We start from the raw sequence: 17,705 nt of genomic DNA on the forward strand, positions 1-17,705 counted from the left end.
TTATGGAACGCTTACTGATTGTTAATGCCGATGATTTTGGCTTAAGCAAAGGTCAGAACTACGGCATTATCGAGGCCTGTCGCAATGGGATTGTCACGTCGACGACGGCGCTGGTGAATGGGCAGGCTATTGACCATGCGGTGCAGTTTAGCCGTGATGAACCGAGTCTGGCCATAGGGATGCACTTTGTCCTTACTATGGGCAAGCCTCTGACAGCTATGCCTGGGTTAACCCGCGATGGTGTGCTGGGAAAATGGATCTGGCAGTTGGCAGAAGAAGATGCTTTACCGCTGGAAGAAATTACTCAGGAGCTTGCCAGTCAGTATTTGCGTTTCATTGAGCTATTTGGACGCAAACCTACGCATCTTGATAGCCATCATCATGTGCATATGTTCCCGCAGATTTTCCCGATTGTGGCAAAGTTTGCGGCTGAAGAGGGGATTGCGTTGCGCATCGACCGTCAGCCGCTATCTAACGATGGTGATTTACCGGCTAATCTGCGCAGTTCGCAGGGATTCAGTAGCGCGTTTTATGGTGAAGAGATTAGCGAGGCACTGTTCCTGCAAGTGCTTGATGATTCCAGCCATCGCGGGGAACGCTCGTTGGAAGTGATGTGCCATCCGGCGTTTGTCGATAATACGATTCGCCAGAGTGCTTATTGCTTCCCTCGGTTAACGGAACTGGATGTGCTGACTTCAGCGTCGTTGAAATATGCGATTGCTGAGCGTGGTTATCGGTTGGGTAGTTATCTTGATGTGTAAGTAAGGTGGTAAGGTCACTCCCCAGGGGGCGTGACCTTATCCATATTTACGCCGGGATTTTGTCAATCTTAGGAATGCGTGACCACACGCGGTGTGCTGCCATCAGCGTTAACAGTTCATCCATAAAACTACCGTCGGCGCTGTCAGCTTCCACAATCCCTTCTTCACCCTTGTCAGCGACCTTGATTGTTGCTTTAAACTTGCGCGCGTCTCCCGCCAGCGCAATCGGTTTAAGGTGTTTGTAGGCTTCCATCAGGTAGTAGTTGGCATCGCCGTTGTCAGCGATATCCGCGATATTGCCGCAAGGGACAATGACCGCATCGACCGTCAGCGAAGGTGCACCGGCAAAGGTAGCGGCTATAGGCAACACCGTACCGTCATCCGCAGTCACTTCACCCATTCGGGAGTAGAGCAGTTTGGCATGAACGCCTTTGGCCTTCAGCGCCTTGAGAATGGTCAGAAGGTCTGCCGATCTCACTTCATCATTAAGTAAAATCGCTACCACGCGACCTTTCACATCACCGTCAGGAATGGCGTACAAACTTAAGGATGGATCCTTTTTCAGACCGTTGACGTCCGGAGGCGGGGTGATATTCAGCTGGTCGTCCGTCAGCTCGATACCGAGATTTTTCGCCACCGCCTGGGCCAGAGTGAGATCAATATGTGCCAGCTGGTCAACAACGCGCTCACGAATATACGGACGAACTACTTTGCTTAACTCAAAACTGAAACCATCGACAATATGGCGCTGCTCGAATGGCGTCTGACTTAGCCAGAACAGACGCGGATGGGAATAATATTCGCCAAACGATGGGCTGCGCTCGCGAACTTTATTGCCTTCCACGCGCTCCTGGTATGATTCAAAACCGCCGCGTTTCGGCCCCGGCGGTGTTTCGCGCGGCCAGTTATCGTTGATCGAGTTCGGTTCATAATTCGCCGGGTTAGTGTCGATCCCCATACGATGCATGCCGTCACGCTGGAAATTATGGTAAGGGCAGGTCGGGCGGTTAATCGGAATCTCATGGAAATTTGGTCCGCCAAGACGACTGATTTGTGTATCGGTATAAGAGAACAAACGCCCCTGCAACAGCGGATCGTTGGTGAAGTCCAGACCAGGAACAATATGACCTGGATGGAATGCTGCTTGTTCGTTTTCGGCAAAGAAGTTATCCGGATTGCGATTGAGCACCATTTTGCCGACACGCTGAACGGGCACCAGTTCTTCCGGGATAAGTTTAGTTGGATCAAGAAGGTCGAAGTCGAACTTAAATTCATCTTCCTCAGGAATCAACTGGAAGCCCAGTTCGTATTCCGGAAAATCGCCTGCTTCAATCGCTTCCCACAACTCGCGGCGGTGGAAGTCCGGGTCACGTCCGGTTAGTTTTTGTGCTTCATCCCAAACGAGTGAGGCTTTACCTGCCAGTGGTTTCCAGTGGAAACGTACGAACGTTGCCTTCCCTTCGGCATTAATCAGGCGGAAGGTGTGAATACCGAAGCCTTCCATGGTGCGGTAACTGCGCGGGATACCGCGATCCGACATCGCCCACATCACGTTGTGCAGAGTTTCAGGTTGCAGAGAAACATAATCCCAGAAAGTATCGTGGGCGCTTTGCCCTTGTGGAATTGCCCAGTGTGGTTCTGGTTTTACCGCATGCACAAAATCAGGGAATTTATGCGCATCCTGGATAAAGAAGATTGGCGTGTTATTGCCAACAAGGTCAAAAATACCCTCTTCGGTATAGAACTTGGTGGCAAAGCCACGGATATCACGCACGGTATCGGCAGAGCCAGCACCACCCTGAACGGTAGAGAAACGTACAAATACTGGGGTGATTTTGTTCGGATCTGAGAGGAAATCCGCTTTGGTAATATCGCTTAAGCTTTTATATGGCTGGAAATAACCGTGAGCGGCTGATCCGCGTGCATGAACAATACGTTCCGGGATGCGCTCATGGTCAAAGTGGGTGATTTTCTCGCGCAGAATAAAATCTTCCAGCAGCGTTGGACCACGGTTACCGGCACGCAGTGAGTTTTGATCGTCGGCGATGCGCACGCCCTGATTAGTGGTCAGCGCATAATTTTCACTGCCTTTGCGTACGTCTTCCAGAGAATTAAGTTTTTCGTTACGCGTATCAGGGGCTTTCAGGCTCCCAGGGGCGGTAGGCTGTGCACCTGGCGGTGTTGGTTCAGCCGCTGGACGATGAGATCCGTCTTCAGGTGCCAGTGAGTCCATCCCCGGTTTCGCTTCGCTGGAATCGTGTAGTGGTGACTGGTGCTGATGTGGGTTCTTTTCGTTATGTTGCGACATTGAACTCGTCTCCTTAAATTATTACTGAAAGGGCCGCTGTTTTGGTCAAAAAACCCTCTAACTATAGACCACCAGTCAGATCCCGCTTCGGAGACTATTCTGGAAACGGTGTTATGAAATACACGCAAAGCAGGACGTACAGGGGCTAAATCGGCTAAACTACAGTTTTTCTGATTTTTAATATGCGTTTAGTGAAGCCAGTAATGAAGAAACCGCTCCGTCAGCAAAACCGCCAGATTATTAGCTATGTCCCACGCACGGAACCCGCGCCGCCAGAACATGCGATAAAGATGGATTCGTTTCGTGATGTCTGGATGCTGCGTGGCAAATATGTTGCGTTTGTACTGATGGGGGAGTCATTTATGCGCTCACCGGCGTTTACTGTGCCTGAATCCGCCCAGCGTTGGGCAAATCAGATCCGCCAGGAAGGGGAAGTGACTGAGTAAAGATTACGTACCTCCCGGTTTTGTCGGGAGTTACATGGCCTGAAATTTTGTATTTCATTGCTACATTCATTCAAACCACCTGTAACAAAAAGCTGCCTTTGACGATCTATTGCTATAAATAAGTGAACTTTTTTCTTTAATTGTTTATTTATTTTAAAATGGTTAAGTTTTGCTAATCATGATGAGCTATTTTTGATAGTTCATCCTGTGGCGTCGCTCTTAAACTTATATTGTAAATGACTTAGATTTAAATGAGATAATAATTTTGTTAACAATATGAGGCGGGAGATGCTTTCTACAAACTTAATACAGAGTAATTATGGTGATTTAAATATTAAAAGCCTGGCTTTCGACTCTTTTAAAGAAAGGCTGCAGTCTACTATGACAGCACTCACTTTCTTTATATCAACGGGTCAATGTGACTGCGATGAAATAGCAGAATCAAACTTTAATTATATGATTGCCTATATGTCTAACATTAACTATGATGCCTCAAAGCCAGGAGCGCCAGCACTTAGTTTTGATACATATCTGCAGGACAATGTTAAATATAGAGTAATAATTAATAATCTTTATGGTAGTGAAATTCGGATAAGAGGTATAAATAAAGATTTTATTGGAATGGATGTCACTTCTGTATTTCGCCCAGAAAAAATGACCAATTTGATCAATATAAAAAACAGGTTGGTTATTCACTATTTAAGGACTATATACTATGAACAAAATTATATACATCCTGTCGGGAGCATTTTTGCTGCGATTCAAAAAAATGAGAGTCTCCTAAAGTTTCCTTCGATAATATCAATGCTTAATATCAGTCTTCTTTTTAATCCACTAAATCTTCCGGGAATAGGAAATGGTGTGCTTGAAGATATTATGAGTATTCCAGATAGTTCACTTAGAAAACGTCTCGGGTATGAGGTTTTAAGCTTCTCGCTACAGGCACATTCATTGAGCCAGGAATGTATTGATAAGTTGGCCATTTTTTTCGCTGACGATCTGTTTCAATATGAGTCAGTATGCATCGCCGCGATGGAACATTTAAAAAGTAAGGCAACGGTCCCTATACAAAACGGACCGTTGCCAGCATAAGAATTAACGGTGTGCCAGTTCGGCGTCGTCTTCGCTATCCAGAATGGCTTTATCGGTTTGCTTCAGCCACTGGCTGGTCAGCGTGCCAGCGGTCATCGAGCCACTAACGTTTAGCGCCGTACGGCCCATGTCGATAAGCGGTTCAACGGAGATTAACAGCGCCACCAGGGTTACTGGCAGGCCCATCGCAGGCAGCACAATCAGTGCGGCGAAAGTTGCACCACCACCGACACCGGCAACGCCTGCGGAACTAACGGTAACAATACCGACCAGCGTCGCAATCCACATCGGGTCCATCGGGTTAATGCCAACCGTAGGCGCAACCATCACCGCCAGCATCGCCGGATACAAACCGGCACAGCCGTTCTGACCAATGGTTGCACCGAAAGAGGCGGCGAAACTGGCGATGGATTCAGGAACACCGAGTCGACGCGTTTGTGCTTCCACATTCAGTGGGATAGACGCAGCACTGGAACGGCTGGTAAAGGCAAACGTCAGAACTGGCCATACCTTACGGAAGTACTTCAGCGGGCTCACGCCATTAATGCCCAGCAGAATGCCATGCACTGCAAACATAATCAGCAGACCGAGGTAGGACGCGACAACGAAACTTCCCAGTTTGATGATGTCTTGCAGGTTAGAACCTGCAACCACTTTGGTCATCAGCGCCAGAACGCCGTAAGGGGTCAGCTGCATGACCAGGCGAACCAGTTTCATCACCCAGCTTTGCAGGGTATCGATAGCGGTTAAGACGCGTTCACCTTTCGGCGCATCATCCTTCAGCAGCTTCAGCGCAGCTACGCCGAGGAATGCGGCAAAAATTACCACGCTGATAATTGACGTCGGATTGGCTCCGGTCAGATCGGCAAACGGGTTTTTCGGGATAAAGGACAAGACCAGCTGCGGAACGCTCAGGTCAGAGACTTTACCAACATAGTTACTTTCGATGGCGTTCAAACGTGCAGTTTCTGCACCACCCTGAACCAGACCTTCAGCCGTCAAACCAAACAGGTTGGTGACCAGCACACCGACCAGCGCCGCAATCAGCGTGGTAAACAAAAGCGTTCCGATGGTCAGAAAACTGATTTTGCCTAACTGTGATGCGTTATGCAGACGGGCAACCGCGCTCAGAATAGAGGCGAAGACTAACGGCATTACGATCATTTGCAGCAGTTGAACATAGCCGTTACCAACAATGTTAAACCACTGTACAGAATCTTTAAGTACCTGGCTGTCAGAACCATAAATGGTATGCAGGGCAAGGCCAAAAACCACACCCATCACCAGACCCACCAGCACTTTTTTCGCCAGACTCCACTGTTTATGGCGGGTCTGAGCCAGCGCAAACAGCAGTACAACGAACACCACGATGTTCGCAATTAATGGAAAGTTCATCCCCGTTCTCCTGATCTTATTATTTCTATCACTGCGTAGCAGTCATAGTGTTGGCGCAAGATTAACAGAACTGTGAGCTGGCTCTTATATTCAAATGGAATTGCTTATTCCAGAAAGGTGATTTTTGCCTTTTTAGTATTCAACCTGATGCTTAATAAGCCGATGAAACTGGATCTGCAAGGTATTGATCATTTGCGATGACCAACGGACAGCGCTGTTTTCGGGTAATGAATGGGGCATCCATACCGACCAGACAAATAATGCCATGCAGATAAAACGTTCCAGTTGGTTGCCCTTTTGGGGAACCAGGATAGGCAAGCGGAAACGCCAGCGGCATGGCCAGAGCAGGGGAACACCGGCGGGGGTCAGCATATCGGCAAGTATGTGGCTCAAATAACCCAGCACCATTCCTTGTAGCGCATCAGCCGGAATGAACCAGCTTTCAGGAACCTTAAGGTAAAAGGTTGCCAGCAGCGCAAATACCGCCAGCAGACTGTGGGTAAAACCACGATGCCCAAAAGCGCGGGCGATCGGTTTTGATATCCACTTTAATCGCTGCCCAAGAAACGACTTTGGGTGATCGATGTCCGGTAACAAACACGTCAGGATTGCGGAAGGGACAATATGCCACCAGTCACCCTGTGCCAGCACGGGCGTCAGCTCGGCATTTTTGGCAAATACCGCACAAGCAATAGAAAATAGAAGGTGACCTTCCGCCGTCATGATAAAACTCACTAAACTGTCGATACGTACAGTATAGGATTTTTATACAGTGCGCGGAAGTGGTGACGGTGTAACTCTTTCTCTTAAATTGACGATTAATCCGTCAGTTGAATGCAAATTCAGATAAAGAACCAGGAGCAGTGTGATCACTGCCCCTGGTCATTAACCGAGAAGGTCTTTTGCGGTGAGTTCTGTCAGCGATGAGAGTTTGACGTTTGCTAATACAAAACGTGGATCATTTTGCGCTTCTGGCGCAGGAACGACGATGGAACGCATGCGGGCTGCTTTAGAAGCGATCATGCCATTTACCGAGTCTTCCAGCGCCACGCAGGTCAGTGGGTCAACGCCCAGTTTTGCTGCGCAGTCGAGATATACTTGCGGATGCGGCTTGCTGTAAGGCAGTTTTTCAGCCGAGGCGAGGGCATCGAAACTGTCGCGTAAGTCAAACATGGTCAACACTTTTTCCAGCATATGTAGTGGTGACGCGGAGGCCAGTCCCACTAATAAACCTTGTTCTTTGCATAACGCAACAGCTTCGCGCACGCCTGGTAATAATGGACGTGTCTCTTCAACCAGTGAAATGGCACGGGCAATAACCCGTTCTACTACTTCCTGACGGCTTGGCCCATTCCACGGTTGCCGGGCGTACCAAAGATCGACCACCATATCGATGCGTAAACCTAAGGTGTCCGGCAGCTCGTTACGACGGGAGATATCCACCCCCAGGCTTGCCATCACATCCAGTTCAGCTCGATCCCATAAAGGTTCTGAGTCGATAAGTAATCCATCCATATCAAAAATTGCAGCAAGAATCTGACGCGGGGTTGACATTACAACCTCTCCTTTAGAGCATTATGTGTAAGGTATTAAGCCGTGCTTATGATTAAGCGCCTATCATATCGCCTTTAAAGAATGGGCGAAAACAGATATCTACAGGTAAACTAAGTGAAACGACGCGTCTTAATCAAGGAGAACTCATGACGTATCAACAAGCTGGACGCATTGCTGTTTTGAAAAGGATTTTGGGTTGGGTGATTTTTATACCTGCATTGATCTCTACATTGATTTCTTTGCTGAAATTTATGAATACCCGGCAGGAAAACCAGGAAGGCATTAATGCGGTCATGCTCGACTTTACTCATGTCATGATCGATATGATGCAGGCGAATACGCCTTTTTTGAATCTGTTCTGGTACAACTCTCCGACGCCCAATTTTAATGGTGGCGTGAACGTTATGTTCTGGGTGATTTTCATCCTGATTTTTGTCGGACTGGCGTTGCAGGATTCCGGAGCCCGGATGAGTCGCCAGGCGCGCTTCTTGCGGGAAGGTGTTGAAGATCAACTCATTCTGGAAAAAGCCAAAGGGGAAGAGGGGCTAACGCGTGAACAAATTGAGTCACGTATTGTTGTTCCGCACCATACTATTTTCCTGCAGTTTTTCTCGCTGTATATCCTGCCGCTTATTTGTATTGCTGCAGGTTATGTGTTCTTTTCTCTGCTTGGGTTTATTTAATCAAAAGGCCGCACGGAGCGGCCATTATCCTCACCCCATATTATGCTGCTAATAATCTATCCAGTGACTGCTGAGCAATAACCAAATGCTGACCGCCAAATAACCTTGCACGATTTAACAGCGTGTAGAGTTGGTAAACCGGTTGACGTTCAAGGAAATCGGCAGGTAGCGGGGATACTGACTGATAGCCGTCATAGATTTGTGGCGGCTGTTCAGTATGCAGCGGTAACATCGCCAGGTCGCACTCTCGGTCACCCCAGTAGCAGGCCGGGTCGAAAATGTACGGGCCATCCGGACCCAGCGCACAGTTGCCGGACCATAAATCGCCGTGCAACAGAGAAGGCTGCGGTTGATGCGAGGCCAGACGCTGCTGAATATGCTCGACGATGGCATCGATATTGCCGAAAGCGATCCCTTTTTCTGCCGCCAGTTCCAGCTGCCAGCCAATCCGTTGTTCAGCAAAAAACGTTGACCAGCGACGTTGCCAGGTGTTGGGCTGGGGAGTTGTGGAGAGCGCGTTATCGAAATCGAGGCCAAATTGTGGTTGGTCGCTCCATTGATGTAAACGCGCAATTTGCTGACCAAGAATAAATGCGCTATGCGCATCCAGCGGGCGAGGTGGGAGATAATCCATCACCAGAAAACTGTAGTCACGGTCAGCGCCAACTGCCCAAACCTTAGGCACGGTGACGGTTTTACTACGCGACAGTAACTCCAGTTGGTCAGCTTCGGCGGTAAAACCAGGAAGCAGTTCCCTTTCATCACATTTGACGAAAAAGTCATGTCCTGCATAGCGCAAATGCCATGCGGCATGGACTTCTCCGCCAGGCAGTTCATTACGCAGTTCGATTTCGCCTTCACCTAACTGCTCGCTCAAAAGACGACTGATTGCCTGCCACATGATGTCTCTCCCATGTTGTCTGCCAGATCATAAGGTTAGCGCAAGAATGCGGTGTAAAAACACGAGCTAACGCACACCACAGACTGATTATTGCCCAAAAACCATTTATTTTCTGTTGCTATTCCATTCCTCCCAGGTCGTGATGGTGATTTCAGGATCTTTGCCGGTTGCACTTTGGGTAAGCCCCGAAACCAGTTCTCTAATTTCTTCTTCACTTTGGGTACTGATAAGTCCAAAAGTGTTAGTCCCCAGCTCATGGATATTTCCATCATCATCCGTCATGGTGAGCAAAAAACCGTCGCGAGTCAGGTAATTATTCAACTCGTTAATTTCAGTCAATGTATCTTCGTGCAACATGACGGTTATGACATAACGGACAAGATCGCCACTGGCCATAGTTCACCCCTTTGTTATCACATGACTTTTGAGCATAGTCGGAGAAACGCGTTGCCGACAGGTTGGTGGTGATTCCCCCAATGCAGGGGGAATGTTTCAGTTAGCGGGAAAGGTAAGCGTAAATTTTTTGTGTATCGTCATGGGAGCACAGGCGTGTTCCCTGATTGAGTGTGGCTGCACTCCCCGCAGCTACGCCAAAACGGACCATCTCTTCAAGAGAGGCATTTTCTGCCAGTTTCAGTGTCATCGCGCCGACCATGCTGTCACCAGCGCCAACGGTGCTCTGGCTTTTCACCGGTGGTGGCACAACCTGAATGCAGTTTTCACTATCAACGCCCAACGCCCCTTGTGGACCCAGGGAAACGACAACTCGTTTGGCCTTGCCGCTATTAACGATTTCCTGCGCGGCTTTGCGGACATCGTCTGGCTGGGTGAGTTCGCGATTCACTAGCGCACTGAGTTCTTTTTGGTTAGGCTTAACCAACTCGATATTACCAATCGCCAGTGCTGCACTTAACGCTTCGCCAGAACTGTCGACGATGCAGCGAATCCCTTGTTTTTGCGCAGCGGAAATCAGTTGGGTTAATTTTTCCAGCTTCACACCTGGCGGCAGGCTTCCGCTTATGACCAGGATAGCACCGGATTCAATTTCCAGAACTTGCTCTTCAAGCTGGCGAAACTCATCTTCACTTAATGCCGCGCCTGGCATGACAAAACGATACTGCTCACCGCTTGCTTCCACATGTACGTGTAAATTCTGCCGGGTCCAGTCTTTGGCTTCTACAGTAGCGACGGGGACATTTTCATCTGCCAACAGTGAAACCAGATGTTCGCCGGTCGCACCACCCGCCGGGAAGATCGCTGTGGCACTGCCTCCAAGATGGGCAATGGCGCGGGCGACGTTGATGCCGCCGCCTCCGGGTTCGAATACCGGTGCGGTACAGCGCAGCTTTCCTTCGGGATAAATTTGCGGGGTAATTGTTGCGCTATCGAGAGAGGGCGCAAGTGTCAACGTATAGATACGTACCATCATTTCCTCCTATAGGCTGATTTCAGTCTGGCACCGAATCAGCGGAAAGTGAAGAAATTAACAATATGATTTATTGGAGCTTTATTTAAAATTTTGCAGATAAATATATATAAATAAAAATCTGTTTTCGCCACATGCTTATTCAAAAAATGAAATAAGAATACATTGCTAAGTTATTCGCGCCTTTTTATAATTCGTTACCTTTCCAGGGACGCTAATCTTTGATCCTTAAGAAAGTTTCCGGGACCGCGAAGGTCTCTTTTTTTGTTGTACGGACTCTTGATAAATGAAGCTTTTGAAGACAGTTCCTGCCATCGTTATGTTGGCGGGGGGCATGTTTGCGTCACTGAATGCAGCTGCCGATGATTCCGTTTTTACTGTCATGGACGATCCTGCCAGCGCTAAAAAACCTTTCGAAGGTAATCTGAACGCAGGATATCTTGCACAATCAGGCAATACGAAAAGCTCCTCACTTACGGCTGACACCACCATGACCTGGTATGGACAAACCACTGCCTGGTCGCTGTGGGGGAACGCCAGTAATACTTCTTCTAATGATGAGCGTTCTTCAGAAAAATATGCGGCGGGCGGGCGTAGCCGTTTTAATTTAACTGATTATGACTATTTATTTGGTCAGGCAAGCTGGCTGACAGACCGTTATAACGGCTATCGAGAGCGCGATGTGTTGACCGCGGGTTATGGTCGTCAGTTTTTGAATGGCCCGGTACACAGTTTCCGCTTTGAATTCGGTCCAGGTGTGCGTTACGACAAATATACCGATAATGCCAGTGAAACCCAGCCGCTGGGTTATGCCTCCGGGGCTTATGCATGGCAGTTGACTGACAACGCTAAATTTACGCAGGGTGTTTCCGTCTTTGGCGCGGAAGACACAACGCTGAACTCTGAAAGCGCATTAAATGTTGCTATTAATGAACATTTTGGACTGAAGGTGGCTTACAACGTCACATGGAACTCTGAACCTCCAGAGTCTGCACCGGAACATACCGATCGTCGGACAACCTTATCGCTGGGCTACAGCATGTAAAATTATCTGCCGGACCGTGTTATGCGGTCTGGCTGTCTTCGTTTGTCACTGCTCAGCCCCAAATCATTGCTGCCCAACGTAGCAACAACATAGCGCCACAGATTGCCAGTAGCACCACCACCATCTTCCAGTGTTTTTTATCAAAGCGTTTAGTCGGCATACCAGTGTCCTGCATATCTCTTGTGCGTGATAACGGAGTGTAACAAAAGGGACAGGCATCAAGGGATTTTTTGTTATTACAGCCGTCGGGTGGCGTTGTACACCTGATCACTGTTTTTGCGGTTTATGAAAAAAATAAAATTATGTATCGATATATAAATATCTGGTTATAAATACGTCTTTAGCTCATCAGCACTAAAACTCAGGCTTTGGCTGATTACGTTTATAGCAGCATAATATGTTTCTACAGTTTTATAATGATTATGATGAATGGCTATATGAACAGCTGACATGTTGTCATGATTTTTAGCGGCCAACAATGTGAATAACTGACATTGACTAAAAGAATATTTTTTTGCAAAAGTACCCAGCGTTGATATATAAGATAACACGACGTCTTTATTACCCTTACTCATGGCGATGTATAAAGCAGGGGTTCCATGTGCTGTTGCGCCTTTTAATAAATCCATGATGTTAATTTTGCTGAGGTTATATTTAACAGCGATTCCATAAACTTTAGAGAGGAACCGTGTGACACACAAAGGGTGATTATTTTCCATTGCGGCATATAATCCTGGCTCACCATCACGTGTTTTCATTGCTAAAATATCCATCACCATTTTTTTGCTTAAAAGCTCTTGTGTTATTGGAGTGGTTAATGCATTCAGAAAGATATCGATTATTTCATCGAATCCATACAACATGGAGATATAGAGTCCAGGTGTTTCGTTAGCACTTTTAGTTTGCAGTAATTTAACCAGATTATCTTCATGAATGATATGATTATCTACCAGTGACTGAATTTCTTGCATAAATATTTTCACGTTGTCAGTATGTCCGTTCATCATAGCCAAAAATAATGCAGGTGTACCAACGCTATTCTGCGCAGTTATTATTTCAATGATTTCTTTTTCAGGGAGTATGGGTAACTGTTTGAATAATGTAATAAGCTGTTGAGTCTGGCCTGTGGCCATTATTAACAACATTGCCGATGGATGTATAGGGGCAAATGGCATTCGTGATGCAATACCCGCGAAAATAGCCACTGGAACTCCCTCAGGTAATAGGGGCAGAAAAGCAATTGCACAGTTGCGAACATACCTATCAGCCCAGGTCTGAGCATCGGGACCTGAACTGATGAATTTATCGAGCGAGAGAAAGCCCCGTGCTGTCCTGTGGGTGCCTCTGACGGCAACGTTGGTATCGTTCGGGTCGTAAACGGACACAACATAATTTAATTGCCCATACGCTGACTGCTTTATTCGTAGCCTTACTGACAAAGTATGATTGTCTATATATAAAATCGCGGACATATGACTGACATTGTTTGCCATCATTCGACAGAAGAAAATATCTAAAGCGAAGCCAAAATCTTTACTCGCGATAACGCGACTCCCTGCAGGAGGATGGCGAAGTAATGATCTGAACTCCGCGTCCCGGACTAAGGGAACATGCTGCTGTATGGATTCAACGGAGGAGTAATGTTTAATCAGATTGACTTTGCCTTTTCCATTTCTCAGTGAATCAAGTGCGTATTGCAATGACAGATGGCGACAAAAAATAGCGTCAGAAGGAGATTGCGAAAAAAATGCACTACCATTGAGATTTACTGTTGGTTGTATAGTTTTTTCTCTATGGATTTTTTTTGACAGCTTCATGCAATGGTTACGTTTTTCGGCAGTTGACTGTCCCTGTTCAATATAATCCAGTATGCTTCGCAAATGGTTAGCTTTAATGGGCGTGGTTTCCAGAAGTAAGGAAATGATTTCTTTTTTATAGTGTAATGTAATGAGTATATTTTCTGCATGGATGGGTGAAGTGGCAAAGTTAATGGTAAAAAGGGCAGTGGAATAACAATTTTGTGATATTTTTCGACAGTTTGCGGTAAATTCCTGAGTAACACAGTATGACAGCATCGAACTTAAGTCAGAGGTATCAAGTAGGGTGATGAGTTGGCGCGCAAATTGATTAATAGGCTCTGATGAAGGCGTTGGTATGTCGCTATCGATGTGCATTCTATGAGGAGACTTATAATGAGTTCTGATAATAATGTCGTTTTGACTCATAATCTTTTCGCCTTATATATGTCTGGAGGTTTTGAGGATGATGATTAATTATTATCGCCAGAACGAAATGTGCACGAAAAATTGCTATAAGAATTGTGTCACTTTTATCATTGTGATATGACCACTTCGTCATTAATCTTATGATCGTTTAAATAGTACCGCCAAATCACGCAACGAACTTTGCTGGATTCAGTTTATGCTGCTGCAAATCCGCTCGCAGTAAACCTTTCAGACGCTCCGTGATGTTATCAGTGGTTCTTTAAGCGTTTTGCTGGTGTACTCACTACAAACGAATTGCGAATCGAATCAATGTGAAACGGAAAGGTACAATCTCCCTTTTTTTAGTGTTAACATCGTTCAACCGGGTGGAAGGTGAGAGGTTAATGTCTTTCATTTGTGTACCTGATTGCGAACCAATTTAGCATTTGTTGGCTAGATGGTTTCGCAATGAACTGTTAATAAACAAATTTTTCTTTGTATGTGATCTTTCGTGTGGGTCACCACTGCAAATAAGGATATAAAATGCCTGTTATAACTCTTCCTGATGGCAGCCAACGCCATTACGACCACGCTGTAAGCCCCATGGATGTTGCGCTGGACATTGGTCCAGGTCTGGCGAAAGCCTGTATCGCAGGGCGCGTTAATGGCGAACTGGTTGATGCTTGCGATCTGATTGAAAACGACGCACAACTGTCGATCATTACCGCCAAAGACGAAGAAGGTCTGGAGATCATTCGTCACTCCTGTGCGCACCTGTTAGGGCACGCGATTAAACAACTTTGGCCGCATACCAAAATGGCAATCGGCCCGGTTATTGACAACGGTTTTTATTACGACGTTGATCTTGACCGTACGTTAACCCAGGAAGATGTCGAAGCACTCGAGAAGCGGATGCATGAGCTTGCTGAGAAAAACTACGACGTCATTAAGAAGAAAGTCAGCTGGCACGAAGCGCGTGAAACTTTCGCCAACCGTGGGGAGAGCTACAAAGTCTCCATTCTTGACGAAAACATCGCCCATGATGACAAGCCAGGTCTGTACTTCCATGAAGAATATGTCGATATGTGCCGCGGTCCGCACGTACCGAACATGCGTTTCTGCCATCATTTCAAACTAATGAAAACGGCAGGGGCTTACTGGCGTGGCGACAGCAACAACAAAATGTTGCAACGTATTTACGGTACGGCGTGGGCAGACAAAAAAGCGCTTAACGCTTACCTGCAGCGCCTGGAAGAAGCCGCGAAACGCGACCACCGTAAAATCGGTAAACAGCTCGACCTGTACCATATGCAGGAAGAAGCACCGGGTATGGTATTCTGGCACAACGATGGCTGGACCATCTTCCGTGAACTGGAAGTGTTTGTTCGTTCTAAACTGAAAGAGTACCAGTATCAGGAAGTTAAAGGTCCGTTCATGATGGACCGTGTTCTGTGGGAAAAAACCGGTCACTGGGACAACTACAAAGATGCAATGTTCACCACGTCTTCTGAGAACCGTGAATACTGCATTAAGCCGATGAACTGCCCGGGTCACGTACAAATTTTCAACCAGGGGCTGAAGTCGTATCGCGATTTGCCGCTGCGTATGGCCGAGTTTGGTAGCTGCCACCGTAACGAGCCGTCAGGTTCGCTGCATGGCCTGATGCGCGTACGTGGATTTACCCAGGATGACGCGCATATCTTCTGTACTGAAGAACAAATTCGCGATGAAGTTAACGGATGTATCCGTTTAGTCTATGATATGTACAGCACTTTTGGCTTCGAGAAGATCGTCGTCAAACTCTCCACTCGTCCTGAAAAACGTATTGGCAGCGACGAAATGTGGGATCGTGCTGAGGCGGACCTGGCGGTTGCGCTGGAAGAAAACAACATCCCGTTTGAATATCAACTGGGTGAAGGCGCTTTCTACGGTCCGAAAATTGAATTTACCCTGTATGACTGCCTCGATCGTGCATGGCAGTGCGGTACAGTACAGCTGGACTTCTCCTTGCCGTCTCGTCTGAGCGCCTCCTATGTGGGCGAAGACAACGAGCGTAAGGTACCGGTAATGATTCACCGCGCAATTCTGGGGTCGATGGAACGTTTCATCGGTATCCTGACCGAAGAATTCGCTGGTTTCTTCCCGACTTGGCTTGCGCCGGTTCAGGTTGTTATCATGAATATTACCGATTCGCAGTCTGAATACGTTAACGAATTGACGCAAAAACTATCAAATGCGGGCATTCGTGTTAAAGCAGACTTGAGAAATGAGAAGATTGGCTTTAAAATCCGCGAGCACACTTTGCGTCGCGTCCCGTATATGCTGGTCTGTGGTGATAAAGAGGTGGAATCAGGCAAAGTTGCCGTTCGCACCCGCCGTGGTAAAGACCTGGGAAGCATGGACGTAAATGAAGTGATCGAGAAGCTGCAACAAGAGATTCGCAGCCGCAGTCTTAAACAATTGGAGGAATAAGGTATTAAAGGCGGAAAACGAGTTCAAACGGCGCGCCCTAACCGTATCAATGGCGAAATTCGCGCCCAGGAAGTTCGCTTAACAGGTCTGGAAGGCGAGCAGCTTGGTATTGTGAGTCTGAGAGAAGCTCTGGAGAAAGCAGAAGAAGCCGGAGTAGACTTAGTCGAGATCAGCCCTAACGCCGAGCCGCCGGTTTGTCGTATAATGGATTACGGCAAATTCCTCTATGAAAAGAGCAAGTCTTCTAAGGAACAGAAGAAAAAGCAAAAAGTTATCCAGGTTAAGGAAATTAAATTCCGTCCTGGTACAGATGAAGGCGACTATCAGGTAAAACTCCGCAGCCTGATTCGCTTTCTCGAAGAGGGTGATAAAGCCAAAATCACGCTGCGTTTCCGCGGTCGTGAGATGGCGCACCAGCAAATCGGTATGGAAGTGCTTAATCGCGTGAAAGACGATTTGCAAGAACTGGCAGTGGTCGAATCCTTCCCAACGAAGATCGAAGGCCGCCAGATGATCATGGTGCTCGCTCCTAAGAAGAAACAGTAAGGCCTTCAAGTAGCACTGTCTGTGGAGCCTTTGGGCTTCACAGGCATTGTTCGCCTTTGTTTCGTTTATTAACAATGCGAAGTGGAAGTTATTAAAATGCCAAAAATTAAGACCGTACGCGGTGCTGCTAAGCGCTTCAAAAAAACCGGTAAAGGTGGTTTTAAGCACAAGCACGCTAACCTGCGTCACATTCTGACCAAAAAAGCGACCAAACGTAAACGTCACCTGCGTCCGAAAGCCATGGTTTCCAAAGGCGATCTGGGCCTGGTAATCGCGTGCCTGCCGTACGCATAAGCCGTTAACGTTTTTTAACTTTTTAATTAGAATATAGATACAGGAGAGCACATATGGCTCGCGTAAAACGTGGTGTTATTGCACGCGCACGTCACAAGAAAATTTTGAAACAAGCTAAAGGCTACTACGGTGCGCGTTCTCGCGTATACCGCGTTGCCTTCCAGGCTGTTATCAAAGCTGGTCAGTATGCTTACCGTGACCGTCGTCAACGTAAGCGTCAGTTCCGTCAACTGTGGATTGCGCGTATCAACGCAGCAGCACGTCAGAACGGTATTTCTTACAGCAAATTCATCAATGGCCTGAAAAAAGCCTCTGTTGAAATCGACCGTAAGATCCTGGCTGATATCGCAGTATTCGACAAAGTAGCGTTCACCGCTCTGGTTGAAAAAGCGAAAGCAGCTCTGGCATAAGCCAGTTGAAAGAGGGAGCTAGTCTCCCTCTTTTCGTTTCAACGCCATCAAAACATTGACTTTTATCGCCGTAGCCTTTTCAATAAAGGTCTTTTGAAGAGTACCAAAAGGTAACGCAAGCAATGAATGCTGCTATTTTCCGCTTCTTTTTTTACTTTAGCACCTGAC

19 protein-coding genes and 1 other annotated feature (1 of these 20 cut by a window edge) are annotated in these 17,705 nt (G+C 47.1%); of the genes, 10 read left to right on the forward strand and 9 right to left on the reverse strand.

The features are described 5' to 3' along the window. The first annotated feature begins 2 nt into the window (after window positions 1-2). On the forward strand, window positions 3-761 hold the full coding sequence (gene chbG / locus ACJHYW_RS00655; RefSeq protein WP_061092673.1) for a chitin disaccharide deacetylase: 759 nt from the start codon (window positions 3-5) through the stop codon (window positions 759-761). A gap of 46 nt (window positions 762-807) precedes the next feature. On the opposite strand, the gene katE is transcribed toward chbG, so the two are convergent. After that, window positions 808-3,069: a catalase HPII gene (katE, locus tag ACJHYW_RS00660; protein WP_061092674.1), complete on the reverse strand. Its 2,262-nt coding sequence runs from the start codon at window positions 3,067-3,069 to the stop codon at window positions 808-810. A 182-nt stretch (window positions 3,070-3,251) separates the two neighbouring features. On the opposite strand from katE, the gene cedA reads away from it, so the two are divergent. Together cedA and ydjO are read left to right on the forward strand one after the other, a co-directional pair. Further along, window positions 3,252-3,515, forward strand: coding sequence for a cell division activator CedA (gene cedA, locus ACJHYW_RS00665; RefSeq protein ID WP_001241566.1), 264 nt, complete (start codon window positions 3,252-3,254; stop codon window positions 3,513-3,515). A gap of 288 nt (window positions 3,516-3,803) precedes the next feature. Next, entirely contained in the window at window positions 3,804-4,607 is an 804-nt protein-coding gene (gene ydjO / locus ACJHYW_RS00670) for a protein YdjO (protein WP_061092675.1), read from the forward strand. A 3-nt stretch (window positions 4,608-4,610) separates the two neighbouring features. Here the strand turns inward: ydjO and tcyP are convergent, their stop codons facing one another. The 3 genes from tcyP to hxpB form a co-directional block, all read right to left on the reverse strand. After that, entirely contained in the window at window positions 4,611-6,002 is a 1,392-nt protein-coding gene (gene tcyP, locus ACJHYW_RS00675) for a cystine/sulfocysteine:cation symporter (protein ID WP_001010711.1), read from the reverse strand. Between the two features lie 132 nt (window positions 6,003-6,134). Then, a complete protein-coding gene (locus tag ACJHYW_RS00680; RefSeq protein ID WP_001295408.1) occupies window positions 6,135-6,725 on the reverse strand; it encodes a metal-dependent hydrolase in 591 nt (196 codons plus the stop codon). Between the two features lie 162 nt (window positions 6,726-6,887). Next, window positions 6,888-7,556, reverse strand: a complete 669-nt coding sequence (hxpB, locus tag ACJHYW_RS00685; protein WP_000106834.1) for a hexitol phosphatase HxpB — start codon at window positions 7,554-7,556, stop codon at window positions 6,888-6,890. 146 nt (window positions 7,557-7,702) lie between these two features. On the opposite strand from hxpB, the gene ACJHYW_RS00690 reads away from it, so the two are divergent. Continuing rightward, complete coding sequence (locus tag ACJHYW_RS00690; protein ID WP_000222171.1) at window positions 7,703-8,239, forward strand: YniB family protein; 537 nt, start codon at window positions 7,703-7,705, stop codon at window positions 8,237-8,239. 40 nt (window positions 8,240-8,279) lie between these two features. On the opposite strand, the gene ACJHYW_RS00695 is transcribed toward ACJHYW_RS00690, so the two are convergent. The 3 genes from ACJHYW_RS00695 to pfkB all read right to left on the reverse strand — a co-directional run bounded on the left by ACJHYW_RS00695 (window position 8,280) and on the right by pfkB (window position 10,566). Beyond that, window positions 8,280-9,140 (reverse strand): fructosamine kinase family protein, encoded by an 861-nt coding sequence (locus tag ACJHYW_RS00695; protein WP_000267650.1) that lies wholly within the window; start codon window positions 9,138-9,140, stop codon window positions 8,280-8,282. 105 nt (window positions 9,141-9,245) lie between these two features. Continuing rightward, on the reverse strand, window positions 9,246-9,536 hold the full coding sequence (gene ghoS / locus ACJHYW_RS00700; RefSeq protein WP_000146149.1) for a type V toxin-antitoxin system endoribonuclease antitoxin GhoS: 291 nt from the start codon (window positions 9,534-9,536) through the stop codon (window positions 9,246-9,248). A 100-nt stretch (window positions 9,537-9,636) separates the two neighbouring features. Then, window positions 9,637-10,566, reverse strand: a complete 930-nt coding sequence (gene pfkB, locus ACJHYW_RS00705; protein ID WP_000251740.1) for a 6-phosphofructokinase II — start codon at window positions 10,564-10,566, stop codon at window positions 9,637-9,639. A gap of 286 nt (window positions 10,567-10,852) precedes the next feature. Here pfkB and ACJHYW_RS00710 point away from each other — a divergent pair, with 286 nt between their 5' ends. Further along, window positions 10,853-11,611 carry a YdiY family protein gene (locus ACJHYW_RS00710; RefSeq protein ID WP_000771396.1) on the forward strand — a complete coding sequence of 253 codons (759 nt, stop codon included), beginning with the start codon at window positions 10,853-10,855 and terminating at the stop codon, window positions 11,609-11,611. 52 nt (window positions 11,612-11,663) lie between these two features. Here the strand turns inward: ACJHYW_RS00710 and yniD are convergent, their stop codons facing one another. Both yniD and espL1 read right to left on the reverse strand, forming a co-directional pair. After that, complete coding sequence (yniD, locus tag ACJHYW_RS00715; protein WP_001142445.1) at window positions 11,664-11,771, reverse strand: small membrane protein YniD; 108 nt, start codon at window positions 11,769-11,771, stop codon at window positions 11,664-11,666. A gap of 166 nt (window positions 11,772-11,937) precedes the next feature. Then, window positions 11,938-13,836, reverse strand: a complete 1,899-nt coding sequence (espL1, locus tag ACJHYW_RS00720) for a type III secretion system effector EspL1 (RefSeq protein ID WP_061092676.1) — start codon at window positions 13,834-13,836, stop codon at window positions 11,938-11,940. A gap of 522 nt (window positions 13,837-14,358) precedes the next feature. On the opposite strand from espL1, the gene thrS reads away from it, so the two are divergent. From thrS to pheM, 5 genes are all read left to right on the forward strand, one after another. Further along, the gene (gene thrS / locus ACJHYW_RS00725) at window positions 14,359-16,287 is read left to right on the forward strand and encodes a threonine--tRNA ligase (protein ID WP_001144202.1); all 1,929 of its coding nucleotides are present in this window, start codon (window positions 14,359-14,361) and stop codon (window positions 16,285-16,287) included. Window positions 16,288-16,290: 3 nt separating this feature from the next. Further along, a complete protein-coding gene (gene infC / locus ACJHYW_RS00730; RefSeq protein WP_001700733.1) occupies window positions 16,291-16,833 on the forward strand; it encodes a translation initiation factor IF-3 in 543 nt (180 codons plus the stop codon). 96 nt (window positions 16,834-16,929) lie between these two features. After that, window positions 16,930-17,127: a 50S ribosomal protein L35 gene (rpmI, locus tag ACJHYW_RS00735; RefSeq protein WP_001124225.1), complete on the forward strand. Its 198-nt coding sequence runs from the start codon at window positions 16,930-16,932 to the stop codon at window positions 17,125-17,127. A gap of 53 nt (window positions 17,128-17,180) precedes the next feature. After that, window positions 17,181-17,537 (forward strand): 50S ribosomal protein L20, encoded by a 357-nt coding sequence (rplT, locus tag ACJHYW_RS00740; RefSeq protein ID WP_000124850.1) that lies wholly within the window; start codon window positions 17,181-17,183, stop codon window positions 17,535-17,537. Between the two features lie 116 nt (window positions 17,538-17,653). Further along, window positions 17,654-17,705, forward strand: a sequence feature (Phe leader region) (it continues 73 nt past the right edge of the window). Then, entirely contained in the window at window positions 17,660-17,704 is a 45-nt protein-coding gene (pheM, locus tag ACJHYW_RS00745) for a pheST operon leader peptide PheM (RefSeq protein ID WP_001386830.1), read from the forward strand. It overlaps the preceding feature by 45 nt.

It is taken from the genome of Escherichia sp. WS3063 (genome assembly GCF_046486595.1).
In the GTDB taxonomy this organism is placed as follows: domain Bacteria; phylum Pseudomonadota; class Gammaproteobacteria; order Enterobacterales; family Enterobacteriaceae; genus Escherichia; species Escherichia coli.